Genomic DNA, 25177 nt, shown 5'->3' with positions numbered 1-25177 from the left:
AGGGTTGATGCTGAAATGAAATTATTTCTTCGATTCAGGAAGAATAATGTTTAATAACAATGCTGCAATACCGCCTGTCGCAACACCAGAACTGAAAATGTTACGAATTAATTCAGGTAGGTGTTCAAGAATTTGAGGTACTTGTGCCACACCCAAGCCTAATGCCAAGGAAATGGCAATAATCAGTAATGCACGACGGTCAAGTTGAATACCCGACAGAATATTAATGCCTGAAGCTGCAACAGCACCGAACATCACCATGACTGCACCACCCAGTACAGCTTGTGGTACGGCCTGAATCACGCCTGCAACAGCAGGAAATAAACCCAGAATGACCAATAATACTGCAATCCAGATCCCGACATAACGGCTTGCAACACCTGTTAGTTGAATTACACCGTTATTTTGTGCAAAAACAGAGCTTGGGAAGGTGTTAAAAATACCCGCCAAAAATGAATTTGCCCCGTTGACCAGTACACCACCTTTAATACGTTCCATCCATACTGGGCCGTCTACAGGTTGATTGGATATTTTTGAAGTTGCGGTGACATCACCAATGGCTTCCAAAGAGGTCACTAAATAGATAAATGCCATTGGAATAAATAAGCTCCATGAGAAACTTAAACCAAAATGCATCGGGGTTGGAATTTGAATGAGGGGCGTATCTTCTAAACTTGAAAAATTAAGATGTCCCATAAAACCAGCAACAACATAACCAATCACTAAAGCAATGAGAATAGCCGAGCTTTTGACCCAGACGATACGAATACGATTTAAAACAACAATGATCGCCAATACTGTACATGACATGATGAGATTGTCGGCATTGGCAAACGTTTTATCGCTCATGGCTTGATAACCGCCACCCATGCTGATAAGACCTTCTTTAATTAAAGTCAAACCAATCAGCAGCACCACAATACCCGTCACCAATGGGGTAATGAGTTTTTTCACCCAAGGCAGAATACGAGATACGCCCATTTCAATAAATGAACCCGCAATGACCACGCCAAAAATTGAGGCCATGACCGCTTCAACAGGTGTACCTGCTGCAACCATGGCAGAACCAATACCAATAATGGGGCCAATAAAGTTAAAGCTGGTGCCTTGAACAATCAGTAAGCCTGCGCCAAATGGACCCACTTTTTTACATTGTAAAAAAGTCGCAATCCCCGAGATCACCAAAGACATGGAAAGAATCATGTTGGTATCTTGTTTTGAGACGCCTAAAGCTAAACAGATCAGTAAGCCGGGTGTGATAATCGGGACAATAATGGCCAATAAATGTTGCAGTGCAGCTAAAAAAGCGATGAATGGTTTTGGACGGTCGTTCAATCCATAAACCAAATCAAGATGATCTTTTTGCTCGGGAGAGTTTGTTAAATCAGACATTTGAAAACGGTACAGCAGCAATTTATGGCTATTCTAATCGAGTTACAGGACTTTACAAACCAAAAAAAGAGCGATTTTTTAAAAAAACTTGTAACTGTCAATAAACTGTCACTACTAAAAGTGAGTATTTTTCTGTATAATTTGCCCTCAAATTTAAAGCGTATCGAATTTACATGTCAGATATTAAAACTCTCCGCAACATTGCCATTATTGCGCACGTTGACCATGGTAAAACCACTCTTGTAGACAAACTTTTGCAACAATCTGGTGCTCTCGGTGACCGCGCGGGCGAGATTGAACGTGTTATGGATTCTAACGCGCTTGAGTCTGAACGTGGTATTACCATCCTTGCAAAAAACACTGCAATCAAATGGTTAGACAAACGTACAGATATTGAATACCGCATTAACATCGTCGACACCCCGGGACATGCTGACTTCGGTGGTGAAGTTGAACGTGTAATGTCTATGGTTGACTGCGTACTACTTCTCGTTGATGCACAAGACGGTCCAATGCCACAAACTCGTTTTGTGACATCTAAAGCATTTGCGAGTGGTCTTAAGCCAATCGTTGTATTAAACAAGATTGACCGTCCAGGCGCACGTCCTGACTGGGTAATGGATCAAGTATTTGATTTGTTTGATAACCTTGGTGCAACAGATGAGCAATTAGACTTCCCAGTGGTATATGCTTCTGCAATTAACGGTATTGCTGGTCGTGATGTTGAAGCAATGGCTGAAGATATGACGCCATTGTTTGAAACCATTGTTGACATCGTTGAACCACCTAAAGTTGACGTTGATGGCCCGTTCCAAATGCAAATTTCATCTCTTGACTATAATAGTTTCGTAGGTGTAATCGGTATTGGTCGTATTCAACGTGGTTCGGTTAAAACAAACACGCAAGTGACTGTAATCGACAAAGATGGCAAAACACGTAACGGCCGTATCTTAAAAGTGATGGGTTACCATGGTCTTGACCGTGTAGACGTTGAAGATGCTTCTGCAGGTGATATCGTATGTATCACAGGTCTTGATTTGTTGAACATTTCTGACACGATTTGTGATCCGAAAAATGTTGAAGCTTTACCGCCATTGTCTGTAGATGAACCTACAGTTTCGATGACATTCCAAGTAAACAACTCACCGTTTGCTGGTCGTGAAGGTAAATTTGTAACATCACGTAACATTCGTGAACGTCTTGACCGTGAATTGATTCATAACGTAGCTTTACGTGTTGAAGATACTGATTCTCCAGACCGTTTCAAAGTATCTGGTCGTGGTGAGCTTCATTTGTCTGTTCTTATTGAGAACATGCGTCGTGAAGGCTTCGAGATGGGTGTATCTCGTCCTGAAGTAATCATGAAAGAAATTGATGGTGAAATCCAAGAGCCGTATGAAAATGTAACTTTTGACGTTGAAGAACAACATCAAGGTTCAATCATGGAGCAAATGGGCTTCCGTAAAGGCGAAATGACCAATATGGAACTTGACGGCAAAGGCCGTATCCGTATTGAAGCAACTGTTCCTTCACGTGGCTTGATCGGTTTCCGTTCTGAATTCTTAACCATTACTTCTGGTACTGGTATTATGACTTCAAGCTTCTCTCATTATGGTAAAGCGAAAGCTGGTACTGTAGCGAAGCGTCAAAACGGTGTACTTGTTTCAATGGTTAACGGTACTTGCTTAGCGTTTGCATTGTTTACATTACAAGACCGTGGTCGTCTATTTGCTGAACCACAGTTAGAAGTTTATGAAGGCATGATCGTGGGTATGAACTCACGTTCTGACGACATGACGGTTAACCCAACTAAAGCGAAGCAGTTAACCAACATGCGTGCATCTGGTACAGATGAAGCATTAACGTTAACTCCTGCAATTCGTTTCACGCTTGAACAAGCGCTTGAGTTCATCGAAGATGACGAATTGGTTGAAGTTACACCTAAGTCAGTTCGTATTCGTAAGCGTTGGTTGACTGAAAACGAACGTAAACGTAACCGTGGAAAATAATTTTTAATTATTGTCCGTGACTGCGTTTGGTCATAAAGAGATGCTATCAATTCGTTGATAGCATTTTTTTTGTTTGAAATGAGCAACTAAATATTCTAAAAGCATTTAATTCCGAGTAAATTACTCATCTATATGAACTGTTTCACATTTTTGATATGGAACGGTTTAAAAATATTTTAATAAAAGAATATGACAAAGCGAGCTGGAGAGTTTCATGAGTATCGTTCAAGAATTTAAAGAGTTTGCCATTAAAGGCAATATGATGGACTTGGCGATTGGTGTCATCATTGGTGGTGCTTTTGGTAAAATTATTGATTCCTTGGTAAAAGATGTATTGATGCCTTTAATTTCTGTGATTACAGGTGGTGATGTTGATTTTTCACAATGGTTCGTTGTATTGGGAGATAACCCGAATAATTTACAAACGCTTGAGGAATTACAAAAAGCAGGGGTCAATGTTTTACAGTATGGTAGTTTCTTAACAGTATTTATTAATTTCTTAATTTTAGCTTGGGTGGTTTTCTTACTGGTTAAAGTCATGAATCGTTTGCGTAAACAAGAAGCGCCTGTAGAAGCACCCGCTGCAACGCCAGAAGATATCGAATTGTTACGTGAAATCCGTGATGAGTTGAAACGTCGTCCACAAGTTTAAATTGTGGAAGGATAAAAGAGCGGCACGTGTAGTGCCGTTTTTTAATTGAATTTCTTCCAATCTTCCTTTCTTGCACTTTATTTTCCAGTAGTGCTTTAAAACTTACTCTGGAAGGAGAAGTCCCTGTTTGAAAAAAGGGAATTTAGGATGATTAATCCATTCGGAACTTAATTTCGAGTAAATGCCAACCAAACTGACTTTTGATTGGGCCATGCAATTCACGTTCAGCTAAGGTAAATACTGCTTTATCAATCGGGCCGACCAGTTGTCCTTTCTTGATATCACCCAGTTCACCGCCTTTTTTGCCTGAAGGACAGGTGGAATGTTGTTTGGCAATTTGGGCAAAGTCTGCACCTGCTTTAATCTTCTTTTTTAACTGTTCAGCCAACTCTTTGTCTTTGACTAAAATGTGACGCACGATGGCAGATTTCATGCTTTATTCCCTTCAGATGGTGTCTTGGTGAGCATTTTAACGTTTTTTAAAGGCTGACATTGCGGACAAAATACACTGGCACGCTGTCCGAGTTTCAAATTTTCTAAAGTGGTTTCACAGTTCACACACATTTCACCCGCACGGCCATAGGCCAATAGGGTTTGTTGGAAATAACCATTTTCGCCCATGGCATTACTATAGTCACGTAGGGTTGAACCGCCTAAATCTATCGCTTGTTTTAAGATCCGTTTGATTTCGATTACTAATTTTTCAATTTGCTGCATACTTAAACTGGATGCGGGCTGGGCAGGGTGAATGCCTAAATTGAATAAACTTTCAGTGGCATAGATATTGCCGACCCCAACCACCATGTGGTTATCCATAATAGCAACTTTGGCAGCCACATTTTTCTTTTTAAATTTGCTCGCTAAATAGTCCGCATTAAAGGCTTCACTTAAAGGTTCAGGGCCTAAAGTGTCAATTAACTTGGTTTGAGAGTTTTGATCTAACCAGAGAATACAGCCAAAACGACGTGGGTCATGGTAACGCAGTTCTACATCTTCAAACTGAATGATCAAATGATCATGTTTACGTAATTCTGTATGGGGTTCACACAGGCGAAAACTCCCCGACATGCCCAAATGCCATAACATGCTATCGTGCTCAAATTCCGCCAAAATATATTTAGAGCGTCGGGTAAGCTTAAGCAATTTTTGCCCAGTTAGTTTTTGAATATCTTCAGGAATCGGCCAGCGTAAACTGGATTGTCGGACTTCAACAGAAATGACTTTTTGCTCAATTAAAGGCAATAAACTGATTTTTGTGGTTTCAACTTCAGGTAATTCAGGCATTTTTAGCAAATTAAAATGGATTATGGCTAATATCGGGATGAATGGTCGAGAATACAAGTTTTAATTAAAGCATAAGATGAGTCGTGCACATACTGTAAGAAACTGAGTTCAAAAATAGATTAAAAATCAGCTCAACGATTCATAGTATTCATTGAAATTATTCATGTTAGCCCCTTTGTTACAGTATGTGATCAATTCTGCTGTTACGGAAAGTTGATAATACGCTGATAGTTGGTTTAAGCTCTAAAATCATTTTTTAATCCGAAATAGAGGCTGCTCAATGCAAAGTAAATCACCGATAAAGTCCATCAATATGACTTTACTTTGCTTGACGGCATGTATTTGTCAAAATCTTTATGCAGAAGCAGGTTCTACGGAACCTGTTTTACTTCCAACCTTAAAAATACAAGCCGCACGTACCGATACCGACTGGTTAGCAACCCCAGCATCGGTCTATCGTATTGAACAAAAAAATAATGAAAATAATCTTGCGGTTAATTTATCTGAAACCTTGAAAGGCGTACCGGGTCTACAGCTAAATAACCGTGAAAACTATGCACAGGATTTACAATTGTCTATGCGTGGTTTTGGTGCGCGTTCTACTTTTGGGGTGCGTGGGATTCGTTTATATGTCGATGGTATTCCTGCCACCATGCCTGATGGTCAGGGACAAACCTCGAATATTGATTTAAGCAGTCTCGATCACATTGAAGTCTTGGGTGGACCATTTTCATCGCTATATGGTAATTCTTCTGGCGGTACTGTTTTAACCAGCACCAAGCAGGGTGAGGGGCGTGATTCAATCGAGTTAGGCTATGCTGGGGGGAGTCATCACAAAGGTCGTGCCAATATGACCTTACAAGGTGGTGCAGATAAAGCGGGTGAGCCGAGCTATGTGGTGAGTTCTTCTTATTTTGATACCGATGGTTATCGTGACCACAGTGCAGCGCGTAAAGTTTTAAGCAATGCCAAACTGACTTGGGATTTAGACGATGGTTCTAAAGTAAACTGGATTGTGAATCATGTGGATATGAATGCCGATGATCCGCAAGGTTTAACCCGAGACCAATGGAAAGCCAATCCCAAACAAGTAAATGATGCAAAAAATATTTATGATGTCCGTAAAGAGATTAATCAAACCCAAACAGGACTAACGTGGACGAAGCCGATTAATGACCAACATGAGCTTTATGCCATGGCTTATGCGGGACATCGTGAAGTCACTCAATATCAATCCATTCCAAACACAGCTCAAGCTAATGCACGTCATGCAGGTGGTGTGATTGATTTTAGCCGTGACTATTACGGGACTGATCTGCGTTGGACAGGCAAAGACTTATTGCCGAATACACGTTTTACCGCAGGATTTGCTTTTGATGCCATGGATGAAGACCGTCAAGGCTATGAAAACTTTGATAGTGCAGGAAATTATGGGGTAAAAGGCAATTTACGCCGTGATGAAAATAATACCTTATGGAATTTAGATCCATACCTACAAGCGTCTTGGCAGTTTTTACCCACTTGGCGCTTAGACACAGGTTTGCGTTATAGCAACGTGCATTACCAATCTAAAGATCACTATATTCAAGGGACAAATGTTGATGACAGTGGTAAGACTGACTATGACAAGCTCTTGCCTTCCGCTGCATTCACTTGGGAAATAAGCCCTCAGTTGAGCACGTATCTGAGTTATGCCAAGGGGTTTGAAACACCGACATTTACTGAAATGGCCTACCCAACCACAGGAACGTCTGGGATTAATTTTGCTTTAAAACCTTCAAGCAGTGACAACTATGAATTGGGTTTAAAAGCACAAAATAGTTTTGGTAATTTTACCGCAGCAATTTTCCACAGTGAAACTCAAGACGATATTGTTTCAGCAGGAACATTCGATGGTCGATCAACCTTCCAGAATGCCGATAAAACCTTACGAGAGGGGCTTGAGCTGTCTTGGAATAAAAAATTATGGCGTGATTTGACGGCACAAGCCAGTTATAGCTATTTAGATGCAACATTTGATGCCGATATTCCGAATTCAGATCCTCAAAAAGTTGTTTATAGCGGTAACTACATTCCCGGTGTTGCAAAAAATCAGGCCTATGTTGCTTTAGGCTGGCAGCCTGAAACGGGCTTTAATGCGGGCATTGATGTGCGTTATATGGATAAAATTTATGTCAATGACACCAATAGCGATGTAGCACCTAGCTATACCGTGACCTCGGCAAATATCGGCTATGTCTGGAAAAATAAGGATTGGAAAGTGCGTAGTTATGCACGTATCGATAACCTGTTTGATGAAAACTATGTCGGTTCAGTGATTGTCAATGATGGCAATAATCGATTCTTTGAACCCGCAGATGGGGTGAATTGGAGCGCGGGTTTAAGCATCACCAAAGCATTTTAAGGAGTAAAAAGTGTCTTTATTATTTGAACCGATTCAGTTTGGTCAGTTAGAACTAAAAAATAGAATTGTGATTGCCCCAATGTGTCAATACTCTGCAACCGAGCAGGGCGAAGTGACTTACTGGCATGAACAGCAATGGGCAAATTATGCATTGTCTGGGGCAGGGTTGTGTGTGGTTGAGGCAACAGCTGTACAGCCAGAAGGTCGTATTAGTTATGCTGACTTAGGTTTGTGGAATGATACACAGCGTGATCAAATCAAAACATTACTGACCAAAGTGAAGACACTTTCGCCTATGCCTTTTGCTATTCAGTTGGCGCATGCAGGCAGGAAGGCATCTACGGATAAACCTTGGGATGGCAAAGGTCAATTTAGCCCCGATCAAGAGCATGGTTGGCAAACTGTTTCAGCCAGTGATATTGCATTTAATGATCACGATCATGCGCCACAGGAACTGTCAAAAAATGGCATCCAAAAAATTATTCAAGACTTTAGCGATGCGGCGATTCGTGCGGTTGACGCGGGTTTTGAGTTAATTGAGTTACACGCCGCGCATGGTTATTTATTACATCAGTTTATGTCGCCTTTAGTGAATCAGCGCAGTGATGAATATGGCGGTTGCTTTGAAAACCGTATTCGGATGGCGGTAGAAACCTTTCAGAGCATGAAAGCTGCTGTTCCTGAAAATTTCCCCATTGGTGTACGTCTTTCTGCCCAAGATTGGTTTGAAGGAGGCTGGTCGTTAGAAGAAAGCGTTGCATTGTCGAAACGATTAGAAGATTTAGGTGCAGCTTATATTCATGTTTCGAGTGGGGGATTACACGCCCAGCAAGACATTAAGATAGGTGCCAATTACCAAGTGCCATTTGCTGAAGCCGTTAAAAAAGCGCTTCATATTCCAGTGATTGCGGTGGGGTTAATTACTGAAGCGGAGCAAGCAGAAAGTATTCTTGTAAAGGGACAAGCCGATGCGATTGCTTTGGCACGCGCGCTGCTTTATGAGCCACGTTGGCCTTGGCATGCTGCTGCAACATTGGGTGCGAAAATTGAAATTGCACCACAGTATTTACGCTGCCAGCCACATGGCGTGAAATCACTGTTTAAACCCTTTCAACCTTAAAATGTGCTTGCAGAAAATGGCAGAGATGAAGTCGACTGAGGTCTTTTGCAAGATAGGGAGTCGCTGTGGTTTTAACTGTTATTTTACCGATATGCCTGCTGCTTCTATTGGGATTTATTTGTGTAAAATTTGAATTTATTTTACCTGAGCATATTACAGGTTTAAGTCAGTTTGTTTTTAAAATTTCATTACCTGCATTTTTACTGCAAGCTTTAGCCAGTAAGCGTTTCGATGAAATTTGGAATCCCAGTTATTTCATTGCTTATGGTGGCGGTTCACTGATTATTTTTGCTTTGGCTTTTCTTTTGTATCGTAAATATTTTCAATGCCGTTTGACCGAATCTGGGGTGTTGGCGATGGGTGCATCGATGTCCAACACAGGTTTTATTGGCACAGCGATACTGACGATGCTGATTGGGCAGCATGCCGCAATCTATCTTTCTTTGACCTTGATTATTGAAAACTTACTGATTGTGGCATTAACTTTAGTCATTGCTGAAGTGGGGATGCAGCAACATCAAGTGACATCTCAGTTGCTTAAACAAACCTTGTACAATGTCATTAAAAACCCCGTTATTTTGTCTATTGTGCTGGGAATGTTTTGTGTCGTTTTGAATATTCAGCTGCCATTTTACGTGGTTCAAGTTTTGGAAATGTTAGGTAAAACAGCTTCTCCAATTGCGTTGTTCGTGATTGGGGCAAGTTTGGTCGGAATGAGCTTAAAAGCACTGAATATACAAAGTGTGATTTTAGTCGGTTTTAAAATTGTACTGATGCCGCTGACGATTTTTGTTTTATTCAGTATTTTACCCAATGTTAGCCAAGAAATGCTTTATGCAGGGACGTTACTTGCTGCATTACCCATGCCCATTGTATTGGGTATTTTGGGGCAAAACTATGGACTGAGCGATAAAGCCTTAACTGCTTTAATGTTAAGTACCATATTGGGTTTTATTGGCATCAGTAGTTTGATTACACTGTGGTGGTAAATTCTGGTGACAGTAAAAAGCCCCTCATTTTTAGGGGCTTAATTCATTTAGCTGTTTTATGGTTTGAGACGCTTTAGCTTTTCTTTTCAGCTTTTAGCGGATTTTTTGCGGTTTCAGCAATCATTTTATCCACCACCGCTAAAGACTCTTTTGCCTGAGGCACATTTTCTTTTGCTAGTGCTGAGAAAATCTTTTTCGCTTCTACAAGATTTTGCGGAACAATCTTACCATTGGTAAACATATTGCCGACTGCCATCAACGCTGGAATATAGCCGTTTTGTGCTAAGTCCTGCATGCCTTTTAAGCCTTGTTTAATCGATGCTTCATTTTTAGTTTTAAAGCCTAAACTAATGTCATATAAGGCTTTAGCATGGATGGCCTGATAGTTATCCTTTTTAATTAAAGGGTCTAACTTTTGCAATGCCAATTTATCTGATGCAGGCGTGCCTTCAGCAAAAAGCAAAACGGCTAAATCGATAGTGGCATCATCAAAACCTTGTTTAGATGCTTTTTCTAAATACTGTTTGGCTTTGTTGATGTCTTGTTTAAGACCCAAAGTACCCGCCATATAGTTTTTGCCTAGTACATAGTTGGCAACAGGGTAGCCTTTATTGGCAGACTCTTCGTATAGCTTAATCGCCTTTTTTTCATCTTTGGCGGTGCCTTGACCTGTTTGCGTGAGGTAACCTAAATTATAGATGGCCTGAGGGTTGCCTGTTTTTGCTAATTTATCTAGTTCTTGATATGCGCCCTTCATATCCTTGGCTTTGACCATGGTTTCAATTTTGGCAAAGGCAGGATCGATAGACGGTTTTGCCGTTTCTGCCAAAGCAAAATTTGAAGATAATGCGATGATGCTAGCAAGTATGATTTTTTTCATAGTATTAAAAACCTTTTATAAACATGCACATAATTCCATTTATGTGTTTAGGGGGTATAGGGAAGACTTAAGTACAACATCATAAGTTTAATTGTGTGAATGTAAATATATGATTTGTGTATTGCAATAGAATTTCGTAGTTATTTGCATAATGAATGTTAAGTCAATGTGAAGAAATGTTCCCTTTTACTTGAAAGCTCAAGTTAAAAATTGAAGTTTAATCTGCTTAGATCAAATGAGTATCAGAATGAACTTTGCTTTTTAGCCAATCTTTGTTTAAATCTCGGTTGAATTTTATAGCGAGTAGATCCATGTTCATTAAAGGCATTAAGCGTAACTATTTAAAAGTAAGTCAGGATGAATCTATTGCTGATGAAGATAAGATTGATGCGTTATTAATGAAATTGGGTGCGGAATTTTTAGTGAGTAAAGAAGATCGGGTCTATATTTTTGAAAAAGACGGTCATACTGCGAAATTTGATGCAAAACATGCACGTGCTTTTCATTTTAAAGATTATGTGATTAAAGATATGAATAAGTTGTTTCATGATTTTTAATAGATGTAATTTTCTGTTTTTAAAAGTATTAAGTTAAATGTGTACTCATTGAAAGTTTAAAAATTTCAATGAGTTCTTCATCCATATAATGATAATCGTCAGGAATATCTAGAACAATAACGGTCTTGTGTTTCAATTGCTTTAAATTTTTTTCCTGCAAAGCTTCTTTGTGTTTGTATTCCATCACTGCAATCAGATCTGCCCAAACAATATCTTTGGCTGACACTTGATATTTTGCCTGTTTGCTGGTTCCAGCCGAGCGTGTCTGTATGCCAAAGCCAACAGAAAAAATCATTCCCTTGCGTGGCAGTACCACTCAGGACTACGCCATTGGTTACGACTACAGATAAATAGGTCGTTAATGGTGATTCCTCAAAATTTTGATTGTTTTCAGTGATTTGTCTGAATGTTTTTTTAACTTAAAGCATTTGGCTATGTACTCTTCATTCAAATTATATAACATAAAATTGAAGACTCTTTTTCGTAAGATTAATTGAGGCATATTCAAATATGATAAAAATACTGTCAATCTTATTTATAAGTTTAGTTTGTTCAGTGACAAGTTTAGCAGGGCAGCCAAAACTTGTTCCTCATCCAGTAAACTTGAAAAACGGGACGCATTTTTCTTTAAATCTCCCGCCAAATTACGAAATTATTCCAGCGGCAGAGGGCTTAAAACGAGTTCGTTTTTTCGCTAAAGCGCCTGATGGCAGAATGTTTATCACGGATATGCATGATTTGACCGACAATAAAAAAGGCAGCATTTATATTCTGGATGAATGGAATGTTGAAACGGGTCAATTCGGAAAAATCATTCCTTATATGACAGGCTTAAGGAATCCAAATTCAGTCCAGTTCTATACCGACTCTGAAGGACAAGATTGGTTGTATTTGGCTGAAACCCACCAACTCACCCGACGAAAATTTACCCAAGGTGAAATTAAACCCACGATTAAAGCGGAAGTTTTAGCGACTTTTCCCGATTACGGTTTGAGTTATAAATATGGTGGTTGGCATTTAACGCGGACGATTGCAGTCGGTGGAAACGGGAAAATTTATGTTTCAGTTGGATCAAGTTGCAATGCTTGCACCGAGAAAGAAAAAGTTCGAGCGACCGTTTTAGAAATGAATCCTGACGGTTCGGAACAAAAGATTTTCGCCAAAGGCTTGCGCAATGCAGTCGGTTTGAAATGGATCGGTAAATTTCTATTTGCCACCAATCAAGGTGCAGACCATTTGGGTAAAAATAAGCCTGATGAAACTTTTTATGCACTCAAACGAGATACTGATTATGGTTGGGCTTCGTGTTATTCGTCGAATGGTAAAATTTTTGCAGATCCAAAATTTAAACGTCCGTCAGGTTGTAAAAATGTGTTGCCTCCCTATGCCTATTTCCCTGCGCATTCATCGGCGCTTGGCTTTGACTATTTTGATCAGACAAGTACTGATGATATGATCAAAAATTCTTTTTTAGTTACTTTGCATGGTTCTACGGATGCCACGATAGGTCATGGCTATAAAATTGTGATTATGCGTAAAGGACAAAAACTACAGACATTTATGGATGGATTTTTAGTGGGTAAAACTGTGTATGGCCGCCCTTGTGATATCTATCGAATTGATGATCAATCATTTTATTTTTCAGATGACAAAGGCGGTGTGATTTATTATGTCAGAAGGAGAGAGCCTGTCTAAGTTTTTTGAACTTACTGCGGACGAGCTACATCACCATTTAAACTTGTCGGTAAAGCTAAAACCTGTAAACCCAGCTCTTCAAGTGCGGCAGGTTTAGCCACAACCAATGCTTTGTAACCACCATCAATCGCAATACTATTGACGATTTGGATATCTTTATTCAATTGAGTTGCAGGGGCAGGAACATCACCTGTGCCTTGAACAAGATGCAACCAACTTTTCGGTTTTGCCTTAAACCAAAGACGCGCAATAATTTCCTGACCAATATAACAACCCTTGTCATAATGCACACCTTCACGTTGATGCAGACGTAATTCTTGCGGTTGAAACAGTTCTGCAGTCGTTGCCGAAATCCAAGCTTGACCTGCTTCAATGGCTTGTCGTTGCCATACATTAACATCTGTTTCAGTCGAACTGAAATCAGTGCTGTCATCATTTAAAGTGGGGAAAACTTGTGCCGCTTGTTCCAATTTCATTTTAGAAAATGCACCAAATTTTTTAATATGTTTGGCAAACTCTTCACTTTGATCTTGTGTTGTGACAATTTCAAAACTTTCAGGATTAAGCTTTTTTAACCATAAACCAAACTGAATCCGACCTTTTAAACTACAGATTGCGGTATAGCGTGTTACGTTCTCAGCCAAAGCTGCAACGTTGAGTGTGACTTGTCCTTGCAGGAATTTTTGTGCATCCACACCGTTTAGTGTGAATGAGGAAAAAGCTAAATTGCTCATTTATCGCTCACCAATACTGAATCTAATACTAAAGAATTAGCCTAATTTTCCACTATTTTGCAGAAAAAAGCACATTTAGAGTAAATATTAAAAAATATATGTAACTAAGTGTTTCAAAAACCCCTATTTTTATATTTAACTATATGAAATATATACGATTTGGGAAATGGCTTTTTGAAAGCGTACAATGCCTACGAACCGATTGTGACTAGTCATCAAAAAAACATGCAGTAAAAAATGAGTCAAGAGGCAAGTACGCTATGAATAACAATTATCGTCAACCACTGAGTGGAACCCAGCTCGAATATTTTGATGTACGCCAAGCCGTAGAAGATATTCAGCCAGGCGCATATGCAAAACTCCCATATACCTCAAAAGTACTTGCAGAGCAGCTCGTACGCCGTTGTGACCCTGTCATTTTAGAACAATCTTTAAAAGAACTGATTGAGCGCCGTCAAGAGCATGATTTTCCTTGGTATCCTGCACGTGTGGTCTGCCATGACATTTTAGGTCAAACAGCATTGGTTGACCTTGCAGGTTTACGTGATGCAATTGCCGACCAAGGCGGTGACCCATCAAAAGTCAACCCAGTGGTTCCGACACAGCTCATTGTCGATCACTCATTGGCTGTGGAGTTTGGCGGTTTTGACCCAGATGCTTTTGAGAAAAATCGTGCCATTGAAGACCGTCGTAATGAAGACCGTTTCCACTTCATTGAATGGACAAAAACAGCATTTGAAAATGTCGATGTGATTCCTGCTGGCAACGGCATCATGCACCAAATTAATTTGGAAAAAATGTCGCCAGTGATTCAAAACCGTGGTGGCGTGGCTTATCCAGATACGTGTGTGGGCACAGATTCACATACCCCGCATACCGATGCTTTGGGTGTGATTTCAATTGGTGTGGGTGGTTTAGAAGCTGAAAATGTGATGTTGGGTCGTGCATCGTGGATGCGTCTACCCGACATTATTGGTGTGGAATTGGTTGGGCAGCGTAAAGCTGGCATTACCGCAACCGATATCGTTTTAGCTTTAACTGAATTTTTGCGTAAAGAACGTGTAGTCGGTGCGTACCTTGAGTTCTTTGGTGAAGGTGCAGACAGTATGTCGGTGGGCGATCGCGCGACCATCTCCAACATGACCCCTGAGTATGGCGCAACGGCTGCCATGTTCTACATCGACCAAAACACGCTTGATTATTTGACTTTAACGGGCCGTGAAGCAGAGCAAGTGAAACTGGTTGAAACTTATGCCAAAGAAATTGGTCTTTGGGCATCGGAGATGAAACAAGCAGAATATCCACGTGTGCTGCGTTTTGATTTATCGACTGTGACCCGTAATATTGCAGGGCCATCAAATCCACATGCGCGTGTATCGACTGCTGACTTAAAAGCCAAAGGCATTGCAGGTGTGGTTGAACAGCGTACTGATGGTTTAATGCCAGATGGCGCGGTGATTATTGCAGCCATTACCTCGTGTACCAATACATCTAACCCACGAAATACCGTTGCCGCAGGTTTGTTGGCACGTAAAGCCAATGAATTGGGTTTAATGCGTAAACCGTGGGTGAAATCCTCTTTTGCACCGGGTTCTAAAGCTGCGGCTTTATACCTAGAAGAAGCAGGAGTATTGCATGATTTAGAAAAGCTTGGTTTTGGAATTGTCGCGTATGCATGCACCACCTGTAACGGTATGTCAGGTGCTTTAGATCTAAAAATTCAGCAAGAAATTATTGACCGTGATTTGTATGCGACTGCGGTACTTTCGGGCAACCGTAACTTTGATGGTCGTATCCATCCTTATGCAAAACAAGCATTCTTGGCTTCACCACCTTTAGTCGTTGCCTATGCCATTGCGGGAACCATTCGTTTTGATATTGAAACTGATTCACTCGGTAACGATAAAGATGGCAATCCAATTTACCTCAAAGACATTTGGCCGTCTGATGAGGAAATTGATGCTTTGGTTAAAGTTGCTGTGAAGCCTGAACAGTTCCGTAAAATCTACATTCCAATGTTTGATTTGGGTGTCAATGAAAAAGCAGCAAGCCCACTTTATGACTGGCGTCCGCAAAGTACCTATATCCGCCGTCCGCCATATTGGGAAGGGGCTTTGGCTGCACCACGCACTTTGGCCAATATGCGTCCGTTGGCAATTTTAGGCGACAACATCACCACCGATCATTTATCACCATCGAATGCAATTGTATTGGACAGTGCTTCGGGTGAATATTTGGCGAAAATGGGTGTACCTGAAGAAGACTTTAATTCATACGCAACGCACCGTGGCGATCACTTAACCACACAACGTGCGACGTTTGCTAACCCGAAATTGTTTAATGAAATGGTTCTTCGTTCAGATGGTACGGTGAAGCAGGGTTCTAAAGCACGTGTAGAGCCTGAAGGCGAAGTCATGCGCATGTGGGAGGCGATAGAGGTTTACATGAACCGTAAGCAACCGCTAATTATTATTGCAGGTAAAGATTATGGTCAGGGTTCAAGCCGTGACTGGGCTGCGAAAGGTGTGCGTTTGGCAGGTGTGGAAGCGATTGTTGCCGAAGGTTTTGAGCGTATTCACCGTACCAATTTGGTCGGTATGGGCGTATTACCGCTTGAGTTTAAAGCAGGTGTAGACCGTAAAACCTTAAAGTTAGATGGTACGGAGCTTTATAGTGTAATAGGTAATATTGCACCGCGTTCTGACCTGACTTTAGTGATTGAGCGTGCCACTGAAGATGGTAAAAATGAAGTGGTTGAAGTTGCCGTGACCTGTCGTTTAGATACCGAAGAAGAAGTGCATGTGTATGAAGCGGGTGGGGTATTGCAGCGCTTTGCACAGGATTTCTTGGAAGGGAATGTGGCTTGATTTAAGTTGCTTCTTTTTAATCCATCCCAACCCTCCTTTTTCAAAGGAGGGAGTTCCTCTTTCTTTTTTAAAGAGGGGCTAGGGGTATTTAAGTTGAAAGTAATTGATATTGTTTGGAAAAACCCTACTTTTAAGTGGGGTTTGTTTATTAAAAAAGAAAATTAAGGATTAGCTATGGCAATATTATTTTGTAATGTAGGTTGGATGAATAATTATAATGGAGCTAAAGGAGATATACCTAAAAGAGGAGGAGCTTTTAATGATCATTCAATTGGTCATGAAGTATGTAATTTTACGGAAATAGATGGAAAAATATTTGGATATGTTCGATCCTCAGGAAAAATAAATATTAAAAAGTTAGGAGCTGGTAAGGGGGATGAGTTTGCAGATGGGGTAACTATAGTATGGACAGCAGGACCAGATAGTGGAGGAACTGTGGTTGTTGGATGGTATAAAAATGCTAAAGTTTATAAAGAGCCTCAAAAATTATTAAAACTATCTAATATTCATAAAGAAAATAAACTTGATTTTTATTTAATAGAAGCTAATTCTGTTGACGCACATCTTATCCCCGTTAATGATAGGGCTATATTAATTCCCAGAGCAGTTAAAGGTGGAATCGGTCAAAGTAATGTATGGTATGCTCAAGCACCTGAGGCTAAAAATCTTGTTAGTAGAATACAAAAATATATCAAAAATAGAGACTTTGTTGATATTTTTCAAGATGTTGATGGGGGTGTTGGGCTGGAAGGAAATCCTAGATTTAAGACACATCTGATTAGGGAGAGAAATAGAAAAATAGTGAAAGAAAAAAAGCAAATAGTATTTTCTCAAACAGGAAAACTTGAATGTGAGGTTTGTTCTTTTAATTTTAAAAATACATACGGTGCAATAGGTGAAGGTTTTTGTGAGGTTCATCATTTAGTTCCATTACATCAAGCAGATGGATTAATTGAAACTAAATTAGAAGACTTAGCAATAGTTTGTTCTAATTGTCATCGCATGTTACATAAAGGAAATCCTTTATTTAAATTAACCGAATTAAAAAAAATGATGACAAAAAAAATCGGATTAAAAAAATAAAATTTTAATAAGCTTAGATTTTATAGTTACACCGCAAAATATTAGTCACTAGAGCTAAAGAGTAAGTTTAGTTAGTCTCATTTTAAAACTTATTCTTAGCCATTATCATTTCAGGTGAATTACTCTCTAAAGCAGAAACAGGCTTATCAAAAAATACAAATTTCAGATTCAATACAGTGATATATATGATCAATTGTAGAAACAAAGCCAAATCATTTGTAACAATGACTTATGGCTAGTAGCGCATGCTCGCGCTAACGAGTGGCTTATAGTCACCAACATTGGAAAAGAATTTTTAGGATTAGAAGACTTAACAGTCGAGAATTAGCTCAGCAAAACTTTGTAAAGTTGTCAAATTTTATTTGAAAATTATGCTTTGCTCAAACGCCACCATCACTCGTCGAAATGAACAATAGACAACCATCATAAAAGGAATATACTAGGTTCACCATTTCTAAAAACACATGGAGAACAAAAATGGTTACTGCTGGCTCTAAACCCGGAACAGGCTTCTATTTTTGCGTCCAGTGCGGGCATCGCACTTACTTAGAAATTGGTACAGACCGTTTACCCCCGTGTACCAAATGCCAAGGCAATCAATTTAACAATAAGAATGCCTAAGCTGAACAATTTAAACAGTTACCCACTGTTTTAAAGAAAAGCCCTATTACTCCATAGGGCTTTTTGTTAATTTATAATTAAATTAGATAAAACAATAACAACCAATTACGCTCCATAAGCTTGGAGATCATGACGGAAAATTGTTTAAACGTCTTTAAAATTAATGCACTTCAATACGTGTCGTGACTTTAATTTTTCGGCATTCTTTATCGCTTTCGACTAAGGATCTGATTTTAAAATCATAAAATCTTACTTCTCTGTTTTGCATTGCAAACTGTTCAGGCGTTTTAATTTCTAAGCATTGAAAAGGGCGGAGGTTTTTTAAAATTTCTTTTTGTTTATCTGTCATTTTTTGTGTGGACAAATATACATAGCCTTTGGTAGTTTTTAATAAAACATCATCTGCTTGTGGTTCACTTGAACTGGTCACTTTTACAATATGTGTTTTTAATACTTTGCATGAACTCAGTGAGAGTGCCATAAGCATAATCAAGAGCGCCATTTTTGTTTTCATGATGATGATATTCTTTGAAAGCAATGTGCCAACTTTACATGAAAATATTTAAAATCAGCAACTTTCAATACGCTTGTTATGCAATGAGATGCTTTTAAAACTTATCCCCTCAAAATTTAAACTACAAAACTGTATATCACACCTAAATTCAGCCTAAAATAAACACAGAAAATAAAGAAAAACAGGGTGAGTATAATGAATATCGCTCAACTTACAGATTTCCTGCTTTATTGCACGCTGATTAACTATGTCATTCTATTCATTTGGTTTTTCGCATTTACATTTGCTAAAAACTGGATGAAAAAATTGCATAGACAATGGTTTAATCTGTCGGATCAAAACTTTGATGCAATTCATTATTCAGCGATGGCGGTCTATAAAATTGGCATCCTGCTACTGAATCTTGTGCCGTTCATCGCGTTCAAGTTGCTTTAACACGCTTAAATTTTACCGTGCATTCAATTGGCGATATGGTCGATAATCAAGAAAAATCACTCAATTTTATTCAGCCATTTTATCCCAAAACAAGTTAAATTTTGGTCGGATTTTGACTATGAAAATATATTAAAAACAATTACTTTACACAGTAAAACCACGTCGGGTATTTCATCGTAATGAGAAAAACTACGGGAAATGTTTTTCAACAGCGGCTTAAAACAACAGTCTGGCATCGATTTTAGTATGGGGATTCGTATTTTTAGTACCTTGCCTAAAGATTGCGAAGATGCAACACATCAAGCAGATCAACTGATGTATCAAGCGAAAGCCTTAGGGAAATCTCAAACCACAATTTGTTTTGCTTAAAGTGAAGTTGTTTTAGAATGATTAAAATTCCAATAAATTGTATTTTTATGCAATAAAAAATCATTATTTTATCTAAAATGGTAATAAATACTGTTTTTAATAATTTAAGTGAAAAAAATTACTGAAAAATATAAGAATTAGTTTTTCTTAGGGAAATAATCCCGAAGTGATCTTGGTAAATTATATCTCAAGGGTGTGACGGGGATCGAAAAGAGTAGATGCTACCAGTTACTTATAAAGTCAGTGTAGTACTCGCCCAAAAGGTCTCGATTCTGCTTAGGACGCTATAGATCACAAGTTTATAGGCTAAAAGTTGTCGCTTACAAAGCTATAATTGTTGAAGTTAAACATGATGTTTTCCCCAACACCCTAAAAAATTCGCTATCAAATAAAACAGCATAACAATATAAAAATAATGACAAATCAAAATCATAGAATAAAGTTTAAATTAGAAAGTATAGATACAAATGAACCATTCATATCCCTAGATCAAATCTGTTACTTTAAAGGTCATCCGCTGCATATGCAGGGAATCGTGATATAGCCTGAATTTATATTAAAAATAATTTTTATGCTGCTGTATAAGCGATAACACAAGCACAAAAGCTAGATAAAAATAATGGGTAAAAGGAGTTTAGTCCAATGAATCAACTCAAACCTTCACTTATTTTAGGTGGTTTAATTTGCTTAGGCATGATTATCGCGGGCTGGATTTTAGCCAATAGCGCACTGAAAATTAAACAATATGAACGGATTGTTTCAGTCAAAGGTTTATCGGAGCGTGAAGTGAAAGCCGACGTTGCCGTATGGCCCATTCGTTTTAGTTCAGCCAATCAAGATCTGACCCAGTTATACGACACGATGGAAACTCATACTCAACAAATTCAGGCCTTCTTAAAAAGCGAAGGTTTTACGGCAGAGGAAATTACCACGGCTGCCCCCGGCACCACCGATAAATATGCCCAACAATATGGTGGCGATGCAAATGTTGCGCTACGTTATACCGCCCAGCAAACCATTACTGTATATACCCATAAAATAGATGCGGTACGTGGGGCGCAAAGTCGTTTAGTGGTATTGGGTAAAAAAGGCATTGCCTTTGGTGGCGATGACTCTGGACAAAGAACCGAATATTTATTTACCAAATTGAATGAAATTAAACCTGCCATGATTGAGCAAGCAACTCAAAATGCACGCAGTGTTGCAGAGAAATTTGCTGCCGATTCTAAAAGTGGTTTAGGCAAAATTAAATCGGCAAATCAAGGCTTGTTTAGTATTGAAGATCGGGACAGTAATACACCATATTTAAAGAAAGTACGGGTCGTGTCAACAGTGGATTATTATCTAGCAGATTAAGCTGATACGGCCTTATGCAGTGATTGACAGCTGAATTCTGCCTTGTTATTTTCGGCCTTAAATTTTTCGATTACCCTGTACACCATGCCTCCAAACCATTTTGTTTATATGCCTCCGCAGAAACCACTTTGCATCGTCTATGAAGATGATGATTTGGTGGTGATTGACAAGCCTGCGGGGTTATTGTCTGTACCTGGGCGTTTGCCTGAGCATCAAGACAGTGCCTATTTACGTGTGGTTGAAAAATACCCTCATGCCAAAATCACCCATCGCCTAGATATGGCAACCTCGGGTATTTTAATGTTTGCCAAACACCGAAATGCCGAAGTGGCAGTGAGCAAAATGTTTCAAGCGCGTACAGTGAAAAAAAATTATATTGCACTGGTACAAGGCAAACTCGAAGGTCAGGGCAGTGTGGATGTACCGCTGATGACCGACTGGGAAAACCGTCCGCGTCAGATGGTGCATTTTGAATTGGGGAAAGTGGCAAAAACCGTGTATCAAGCTTTGGAGTATTTCGAGGCAGACGATATCACTCGCGTATTACTGACTCCTGTGACTGGACGTTCGCATCAGTTACGTGTGCATATGCAATATATAGGACATCCCATTACAGGAGATCAGTTTTATCACCCTGACTATCAACAGTCACCATTGAAACGTATGGCATTACATGCGAGTTATTTGGCATTTAAGCAGCCGTTGAGTGGGGTGGAGGTTGAAATAAGAGGAAGCCTTCCATTTTAAAGTGTAGATTGTAAAACAACCATAGATTATTGCTGTGGGTGTATGATTTTAGAATCATAATCAGCTTCATTGATACGTCATTTTTGAGTCAATATAAGAGTGGTTCGTAAAGCGAAAATTAAAAAAACGTTTAGGTGGTACTCATTTTACAGAATCGAATTTTAAAGAATCGAATCTTGAATATTTTTTGCTTTATGTACCTCATCTATTGATCAGGATTGAACCGCAATATTGGATTAAATCGCTAAACTGAAACAAACTTGAGCTAATCTACGTACAATGGTATAGCTGTACATAATGAAGATAAGGAAACTCCCCATGACACGTAATTTTGAACAATTTCCAGATGATGACAATGGCAATGTACTGTGGCAAATGGTTGAAGATGGTGACGACCTAACAGAAGCGCATGAAATTGAATTTTCTATTGCATTTCAAACTGAAGAACAAGCTGAAAAATGTGCACTTTATTTGCTTAAAGAAGAACAAAAAATCAGCATGTTTGAAGATGAAGATTCTGACACAGCAGAATGGGTGATTACGATTTATGTGTATATGGAGCCTGAATATTCAGACATCGTGGATTTAGAAGAATGGTTTGGCAAAATTGCAGAACAGCATGGCGGTGAATACGACGGTTGGGGCTGCATGGCTTATGTCTACGATGACGAAGATGTTGAAGAAGAATCAATCTAAACGATGAGTTTATTTGGTTATTTAATCCGAAGTTTAGATAGAAATTGACTTGAAAAAGATGGCTAGAAACCCTTAGGAAGTACTACGACCTCAGCTTCTAGCCATCATATACTTACGCCATATATGGCGTATACGGCTTTATTTTGTATTATTGATGATATTTTTCAGTATTTTGAAGCACAATTTATTGGAAAACGCTAAAACAACAGGGTGCATGCATCAGAACCCGATTATCTCAGCTGAGTCTTTCAGAAATTATATTCATTTGTATTTGGTATTAATGCCTTCAATTCAATAACTTTAAAGTTTTTTAGCGCATGAACTCCGTATAAAAATAAACTATTCAAAACCTTCCTAAATTTTAAAAGACTTGCTCTTCGCAAATAATTTTTTGATGAATGTAGATTAACTCACATTACATACCTGACTTTTACCCTGATGAAGTATTAGGAAAATACTCATTTATGGATGGATTCCATAACTTTTATTTGGCAGGAATTTATGCACAGTTTATGCGCTGATGAGTGATGTCATTAAAATAAACCAACTATTCAGTGGGGGAAAAGGATTCACTTAAGCAGGACTTGGTTGATTGTGAAGTTTTGCTAACTAATCATTGATTTTAAAAAGAAAAATTAAATAAATTTATTAAAATTCCTTTTTTTGAACTCGTATTTGAAATATAATGTGAAACATGTCGCATTAATTCTAAAAAATAAGGTTTACATCGTGATATTGCAGCAATATAAAATTGTTTTCGGGGGAACAATGGGAGCAGGAAAATCTGCTGCCATAAAAGCATTATCTGATACTGGTGTTGTAAGCACAGAAGCAGTTAATACGGACACTCAAGCACATCAAAAAGCCTTAACAACTGTCGGCATTGATTATGGCGAAATTAGTTTAGATGACGGTACTAAGATAGGTTTATACGGTACACCCGGACAAGACCGCTTTGATTTTATGTGGTCAATTGTATGTAAAGGTGCAATAGGTATTGTCGTTTTAATTGATCACAGTAGTTCCCAAAGATTAAAAGACTTAGAGTTCTATTTAAAAGCATTTGAAGATTTGGGTACGAATATTGTCATTGGGGTAACACATTTAGATTTAGAACATGATCAAAAGTTAAAAATATATCGGGATTGGATGCAAATTCATCAAAAACAATTCCCCTTATTTGCAGTTGATGCACGTAAAAAAGATGATGTTTTGTTAATGATAGAAACGCTCATCGCGAAATTAGAAATGCAACCTGCAATAAATATATAAAAGGTCAGAAAATGATTAATTCACGTGAAGTAGGACAAGAATTCAAAGCATTTTCTAGCCAAGAATTGCACGAATTTTTAAATGAAGTGAGTGGTGTAAATTTTGTTATGTTGTGTTCATCTGATGGTTTTGAGCTGTCGCTTGCTTCAAAAAAAAATATAGAGAACACCGGAAAAATTGCTGCCGTAAGTAGCTCAATTTTAGCCATGGTCTCCGCTTTCATATCCGAAATTCAATTGTTCGGATGTCAAACAATTACTTTAGATGCGGAAAATGGCAAAGTTTTTTTAACTGCTGTAGACCATCCGCAGCATCCTATGGTGATTGTTGCTGTGACCAATAAAGACATTTTGATGGGGCAAATGTTGTATTACTTCAAAAAGTTGAGTGATAGTTTAGCAAAGCCTCAAATTAAAAAAGTGTCTTAAATATTCAGTAGCTGAGATCAGAGGTTTAATTCTTTTGAATATAGCTAATATTATGATTTTAATATGGTTTTAAAATGACACAAGCTTTGAAAATAGCGATATTTGGTTTAAACACGACAGACCTAAACCTATTCAAGACTCAGATTTTGTTATGTCTGCCTTCAGATACTCATCTTAAGTGGGTCAATATTGCTGAGGATAAAATTGATGTGTTATTCGTTAGTGATATTTTTTTTAATTCGATTGGTATTCAAAAGGTATTAAAAGAAAGAGCGAAACGATATTTGAGATTAACCAAGTCGAATAGTGATTTGGGGCGAATTATTGATGATCAATTATTCTATCCTTTTTCAGATTTAAAATACTTGCATGAGTGGCTTGCACAAGAAATTTTGTCTGATATTAAGCCTATCGAATCTGAGCGAAATGATAAGCAATTTTATCTTGATACAAGAAGTAAATTTCCTGTCGCTTTGAAACCTGATGCGACTATAGAAGACGTATTTGCAGAGATCTTTACGCCACGCAATGGGTATATTCAATTGTTTGATGCCAGTGGTTTTATTGCACTTATCGATACACGGACAGAGCGTGTATGGGTTGAAGCAAATATGACTGGATTACAGTTTAACGAGTCTTTGAACCAAACCTATGCAACGAGTCAAATTGTTCAAGAGCAAACAGAAGGCAAGTTAATTTATGATTTGCGAGTTTGGTTGTGGCTAATTTTAAGTCAGTCTTCCATGTTGCAGCTTCCGAAAGTAGAACTGAATCAGAATTTTAAATTAGAGATTTGGCCACAGTTTGAAAGAGATATACGTCGACGAGATTACTTGAAAATTGCAGCCTGTTTTTCAGAAGGTGCCAATATTGAGGCTGTTAAACAACATCTGAAGTTAACCGATGAAAAAATATTAAATTTTATTGGCTGTGCAAGCTTACTTCAATTGGGGCGGTTTGTTGAATCGGATGAAGTTAAGTTTTTTACAGATATAAACCAGATTGAAATGGGTCAGACAAATAAACTTCGAAGCTTTTTTGGAAAGCTTCGAAAGAAACTTGGCTTATAAATA

At 38.6% G+C, this 25177-nt stretch carries 24 protein-coding genes and 1 pseudogene; 18 read left to right on the top strand and 7 right to left on the bottom strand.

Annotation, left to right across the window (positions count from 1 at the left end):
• Positions 1 to 21: 21 nt before the first annotated feature.
• Positions 22 to 1392, bottom strand: coding sequence for a uracil-xanthine permease family protein (locus tag B9T24_RS05160; RefSeq protein WP_086164797.1), 1371 nt, complete (start codon positions 1390 to 1392; stop codon positions 22 to 24).
• Between the two features lie 173 nt (positions 1393 to 1565).
• Here B9T24_RS05160 and typA point away from each other — a divergent pair, with 173 nt between their 5' ends.
• Complete coding sequence (gene typA / locus B9T24_RS05155) at positions 1566 to 3401, top strand: translational GTPase TypA (RefSeq protein WP_086164796.1); 1836 nt, start codon at positions 1566 to 1568, stop codon at positions 3399 to 3401.
• 214 nt (positions 3402 to 3615) lie between these two features.
• Entirely contained in the window at positions 3616 to 4053 is a 438-nt protein-coding gene (gene mscL / locus B9T24_RS05150; RefSeq protein ID WP_086164795.1) for a large conductance mechanosensitive channel protein MscL, read from the top strand.
• Positions 4054 to 4204: 151 nt separating this feature from the next.
• On the opposite strand, the gene B9T24_RS05145 is transcribed toward mscL, so the two are convergent.
• Together B9T24_RS05145 and mutM are read right to left on the bottom strand one after the other, a co-directional pair.
• A complete protein-coding gene (locus B9T24_RS05145) occupies positions 4205 to 4486 on the bottom strand; it encodes a peptidylprolyl isomerase (RefSeq protein WP_086164794.1) in 282 nt (93 codons plus the stop codon).
• Positions 4483 to 5337, bottom strand: a complete 855-nt coding sequence (mutM, locus tag B9T24_RS05140; RefSeq protein ID WP_086164793.1) for a bifunctional DNA-formamidopyrimidine glycosylase/DNA-(apurinic or apyrimidinic site) lyase — start codon at positions 5335 to 5337, stop codon at positions 4483 to 4485. Before mutM ends, B9T24_RS05145 begins: the two co-directional genes overlap by 4 nt.
• Before the next feature lie 280 nt (positions 5338 to 5617).
• Here mutM and B9T24_RS05135 point away from each other — a divergent pair, with 280 nt between their 5' ends.
• The 3 genes from B9T24_RS05135 to B9T24_RS05125 all read left to right on the top strand — a co-directional run bounded on the left by B9T24_RS05135 (position 5618) and on the right by B9T24_RS05125 (position 9850).
• On the top strand, positions 5618 to 7741 hold the full coding sequence (locus tag B9T24_RS05135) for a TonB-dependent receptor (protein WP_086164792.1): 2124 nt from the start codon (positions 5618 to 5620) through the stop codon (positions 7739 to 7741).
• A 10-nt stretch (positions 7742 to 7751) separates the two neighbouring features.
• The gene (locus tag B9T24_RS05130) at positions 7752 to 8861 is read left to right on the top strand and encodes an NADH:flavin oxidoreductase/NADH oxidase (protein ID WP_086164791.1); all 1110 of its coding nucleotides are present in this window, start codon (positions 7752 to 7754) and stop codon (positions 8859 to 8861) included.
• A 65-nt stretch (positions 8862 to 8926) separates the two neighbouring features.
• Positions 8927 to 9850: an AEC family transporter gene (locus B9T24_RS05125; RefSeq protein WP_086164790.1), complete on the top strand. Its 924-nt coding sequence runs from the start codon at positions 8927 to 8929 to the stop codon at positions 9848 to 9850.
• A 73-nt stretch (positions 9851 to 9923) separates the two neighbouring features.
• On the opposite strand, the gene B9T24_RS05120 is transcribed toward B9T24_RS05125, so the two are convergent.
• Positions 9924 to 10730 (bottom strand): tetratricopeptide repeat protein, encoded by an 807-nt coding sequence (locus tag B9T24_RS05120; RefSeq protein ID WP_086164789.1) that lies wholly within the window; start codon positions 10728 to 10730, stop codon positions 9924 to 9926.
• A gap of 311 nt (positions 10731 to 11041) precedes the next feature.
• Between B9T24_RS05120 and B9T24_RS05115 the strand changes: the two genes are divergently transcribed.
• Positions 11042 to 11287, top strand: coding sequence for a hypothetical protein (locus B9T24_RS05115; protein WP_086164788.1), 246 nt, complete (start codon positions 11042 to 11044; stop codon positions 11285 to 11287).
• A gap of 28 nt (positions 11288 to 11315) precedes the next feature.
• Here B9T24_RS05115 and B9T24_RS05110 read toward each other — a convergent pair.
• Positions 11316 to 11650 (bottom strand): annotated as a pseudogene (locus B9T24_RS05110) (low molecular weight protein tyrosine phosphatase family protein).
• Positions 11651 to 11797: 147 nt separating this feature from the next.
• Here B9T24_RS05110 and B9T24_RS05105 point away from each other — a divergent pair.
• On the top strand, positions 11798 to 12982 hold the full coding sequence (locus B9T24_RS05105) for a PQQ-dependent sugar dehydrogenase (RefSeq protein WP_086164787.1): 1185 nt from the start codon (positions 11798 to 11800) through the stop codon (positions 12980 to 12982).
• Positions 12983 to 12993: 11 nt separating this feature from the next.
• Here the strand turns inward: B9T24_RS05105 and B9T24_RS05100 are convergent, their stop codons facing one another.
• Positions 12994 to 13716, bottom strand: coding sequence for a YgfZ/GcvT domain-containing protein (locus tag B9T24_RS05100; protein ID WP_086164786.1), 723 nt, complete (start codon positions 13714 to 13716; stop codon positions 12994 to 12996).
• A 260-nt stretch (positions 13717 to 13976) separates the two neighbouring features.
• Here B9T24_RS05100 and acnD point away from each other — a divergent pair, with 260 nt between their 5' ends.
• From acnD to B9T24_RS05085, 3 genes are all read left to right on the top strand, one after another.
• On the top strand, positions 13977 to 16583 hold the full coding sequence (gene acnD, locus B9T24_RS05095; RefSeq protein WP_086164785.1) for a Fe/S-dependent 2-methylisocitrate dehydratase AcnD: 2607 nt from the start codon (positions 13977 to 13979) through the stop codon (positions 16581 to 16583).
• Positions 16584 to 16757: 174 nt separating this feature from the next.
• A complete protein-coding gene (locus tag B9T24_RS05090) occupies positions 16758 to 17666 on the top strand; it encodes an HNH endonuclease (protein ID WP_086164784.1) in 909 nt (302 codons plus the stop codon).
• Between the two features lie 450 nt (positions 17667 to 18116).
• Positions 18117 to 18287, top strand: coding sequence for a zinc ribbon-containing protein (locus tag B9T24_RS05085; protein ID WP_228145693.1), 171 nt, complete (start codon positions 18117 to 18119; stop codon positions 18285 to 18287).
• A 160-nt stretch (positions 18288 to 18447) separates the two neighbouring features.
• Here B9T24_RS05085 and B9T24_RS05080 read toward each other — a convergent pair whose 3' ends face one another.
• Positions 18448 to 18801 carry a hypothetical protein gene (locus B9T24_RS05080; RefSeq protein WP_086164783.1) on the bottom strand — a complete coding sequence of 118 codons (354 nt, stop codon included), beginning with the start codon at positions 18799 to 18801 and terminating at the stop codon, positions 18448 to 18450.
• 195 nt (positions 18802 to 18996) lie between these two features.
• Here B9T24_RS05080 and B9T24_RS05075 point away from each other — a divergent pair, with 195 nt between their 5' ends.
• The 8 genes from B9T24_RS05075 (at position 18997) to B9T24_RS05040 (ending at position 25174) form a co-directional block, all read left to right on the top strand.
• Positions 18997 to 19236, top strand: a complete 240-nt coding sequence (locus B9T24_RS05075) for a DUF6868 family protein (RefSeq protein ID WP_086164782.1) — start codon at positions 18997 to 18999, stop codon at positions 19234 to 19236.
• Positions 19237 to 19434: 198 nt separating this feature from the next.
• The gene (locus B9T24_RS05070) at positions 19435 to 19605 is read left to right on the top strand and encodes a diguanylate cyclase (RefSeq protein ID WP_143223734.1); all 171 of its coding nucleotides are present in this window, start codon (positions 19435 to 19437) and stop codon (positions 19603 to 19605) included.
• A gap of 642 nt (positions 19606 to 20247) precedes the next feature.
• Entirely contained in the window at positions 20248 to 20961 is a 714-nt protein-coding gene (locus tag B9T24_RS05065) for an SIMPL domain-containing protein (RefSeq protein WP_086164781.1), read from the top strand.
• Positions 20962 to 21045: 84 nt separating this feature from the next.
• Positions 21046 to 21708: an RluA family pseudouridine synthase gene (locus B9T24_RS05060; protein ID WP_086164780.1), complete on the top strand. Its 663-nt coding sequence runs from the start codon at positions 21046 to 21048 to the stop codon at positions 21706 to 21708.
• 318 nt (positions 21709 to 22026) lie between these two features.
• A complete protein-coding gene (locus B9T24_RS05055; RefSeq protein ID WP_086164779.1) occupies positions 22027 to 22404 on the top strand; it encodes a ribonuclease E inhibitor RraB in 378 nt (125 codons plus the stop codon).
• A 729-nt stretch (positions 22405 to 23133) separates the two neighbouring features.
• Positions 23134 to 23676, top strand: coding sequence for a GTP-binding protein (locus tag B9T24_RS05050; protein ID WP_086164926.1), 543 nt, complete (start codon positions 23134 to 23136; stop codon positions 23674 to 23676).
• A gap of 11 nt (positions 23677 to 23687) precedes the next feature.
• Complete coding sequence (locus B9T24_RS05045) at positions 23688 to 24104, top strand: roadblock/LC7 domain-containing protein (RefSeq protein ID WP_086164778.1); 417 nt, start codon at positions 23688 to 23690, stop codon at positions 24102 to 24104.
• A 74-nt stretch (positions 24105 to 24178) separates the two neighbouring features.
• Positions 24179 to 25174, top strand: coding sequence for a hypothetical protein (locus B9T24_RS05040; RefSeq protein ID WP_086164777.1), 996 nt, complete (start codon positions 24179 to 24181; stop codon positions 25172 to 25174).
• Positions 25175 to 25177: the final 3 nt, after the last annotated feature.

The sequence above is a fragment of the Acinetobacter sp. ANC 4654 genome, assembly GCF_002135425.1.
Taxonomy (GTDB): Bacteria; Pseudomonadota; Gammaproteobacteria; order Pseudomonadales; family Moraxellaceae; genus Acinetobacter; species Acinetobacter kyonggiensis.
This window is presented reverse-complemented; position numbering and strand designations above follow the sequence as displayed.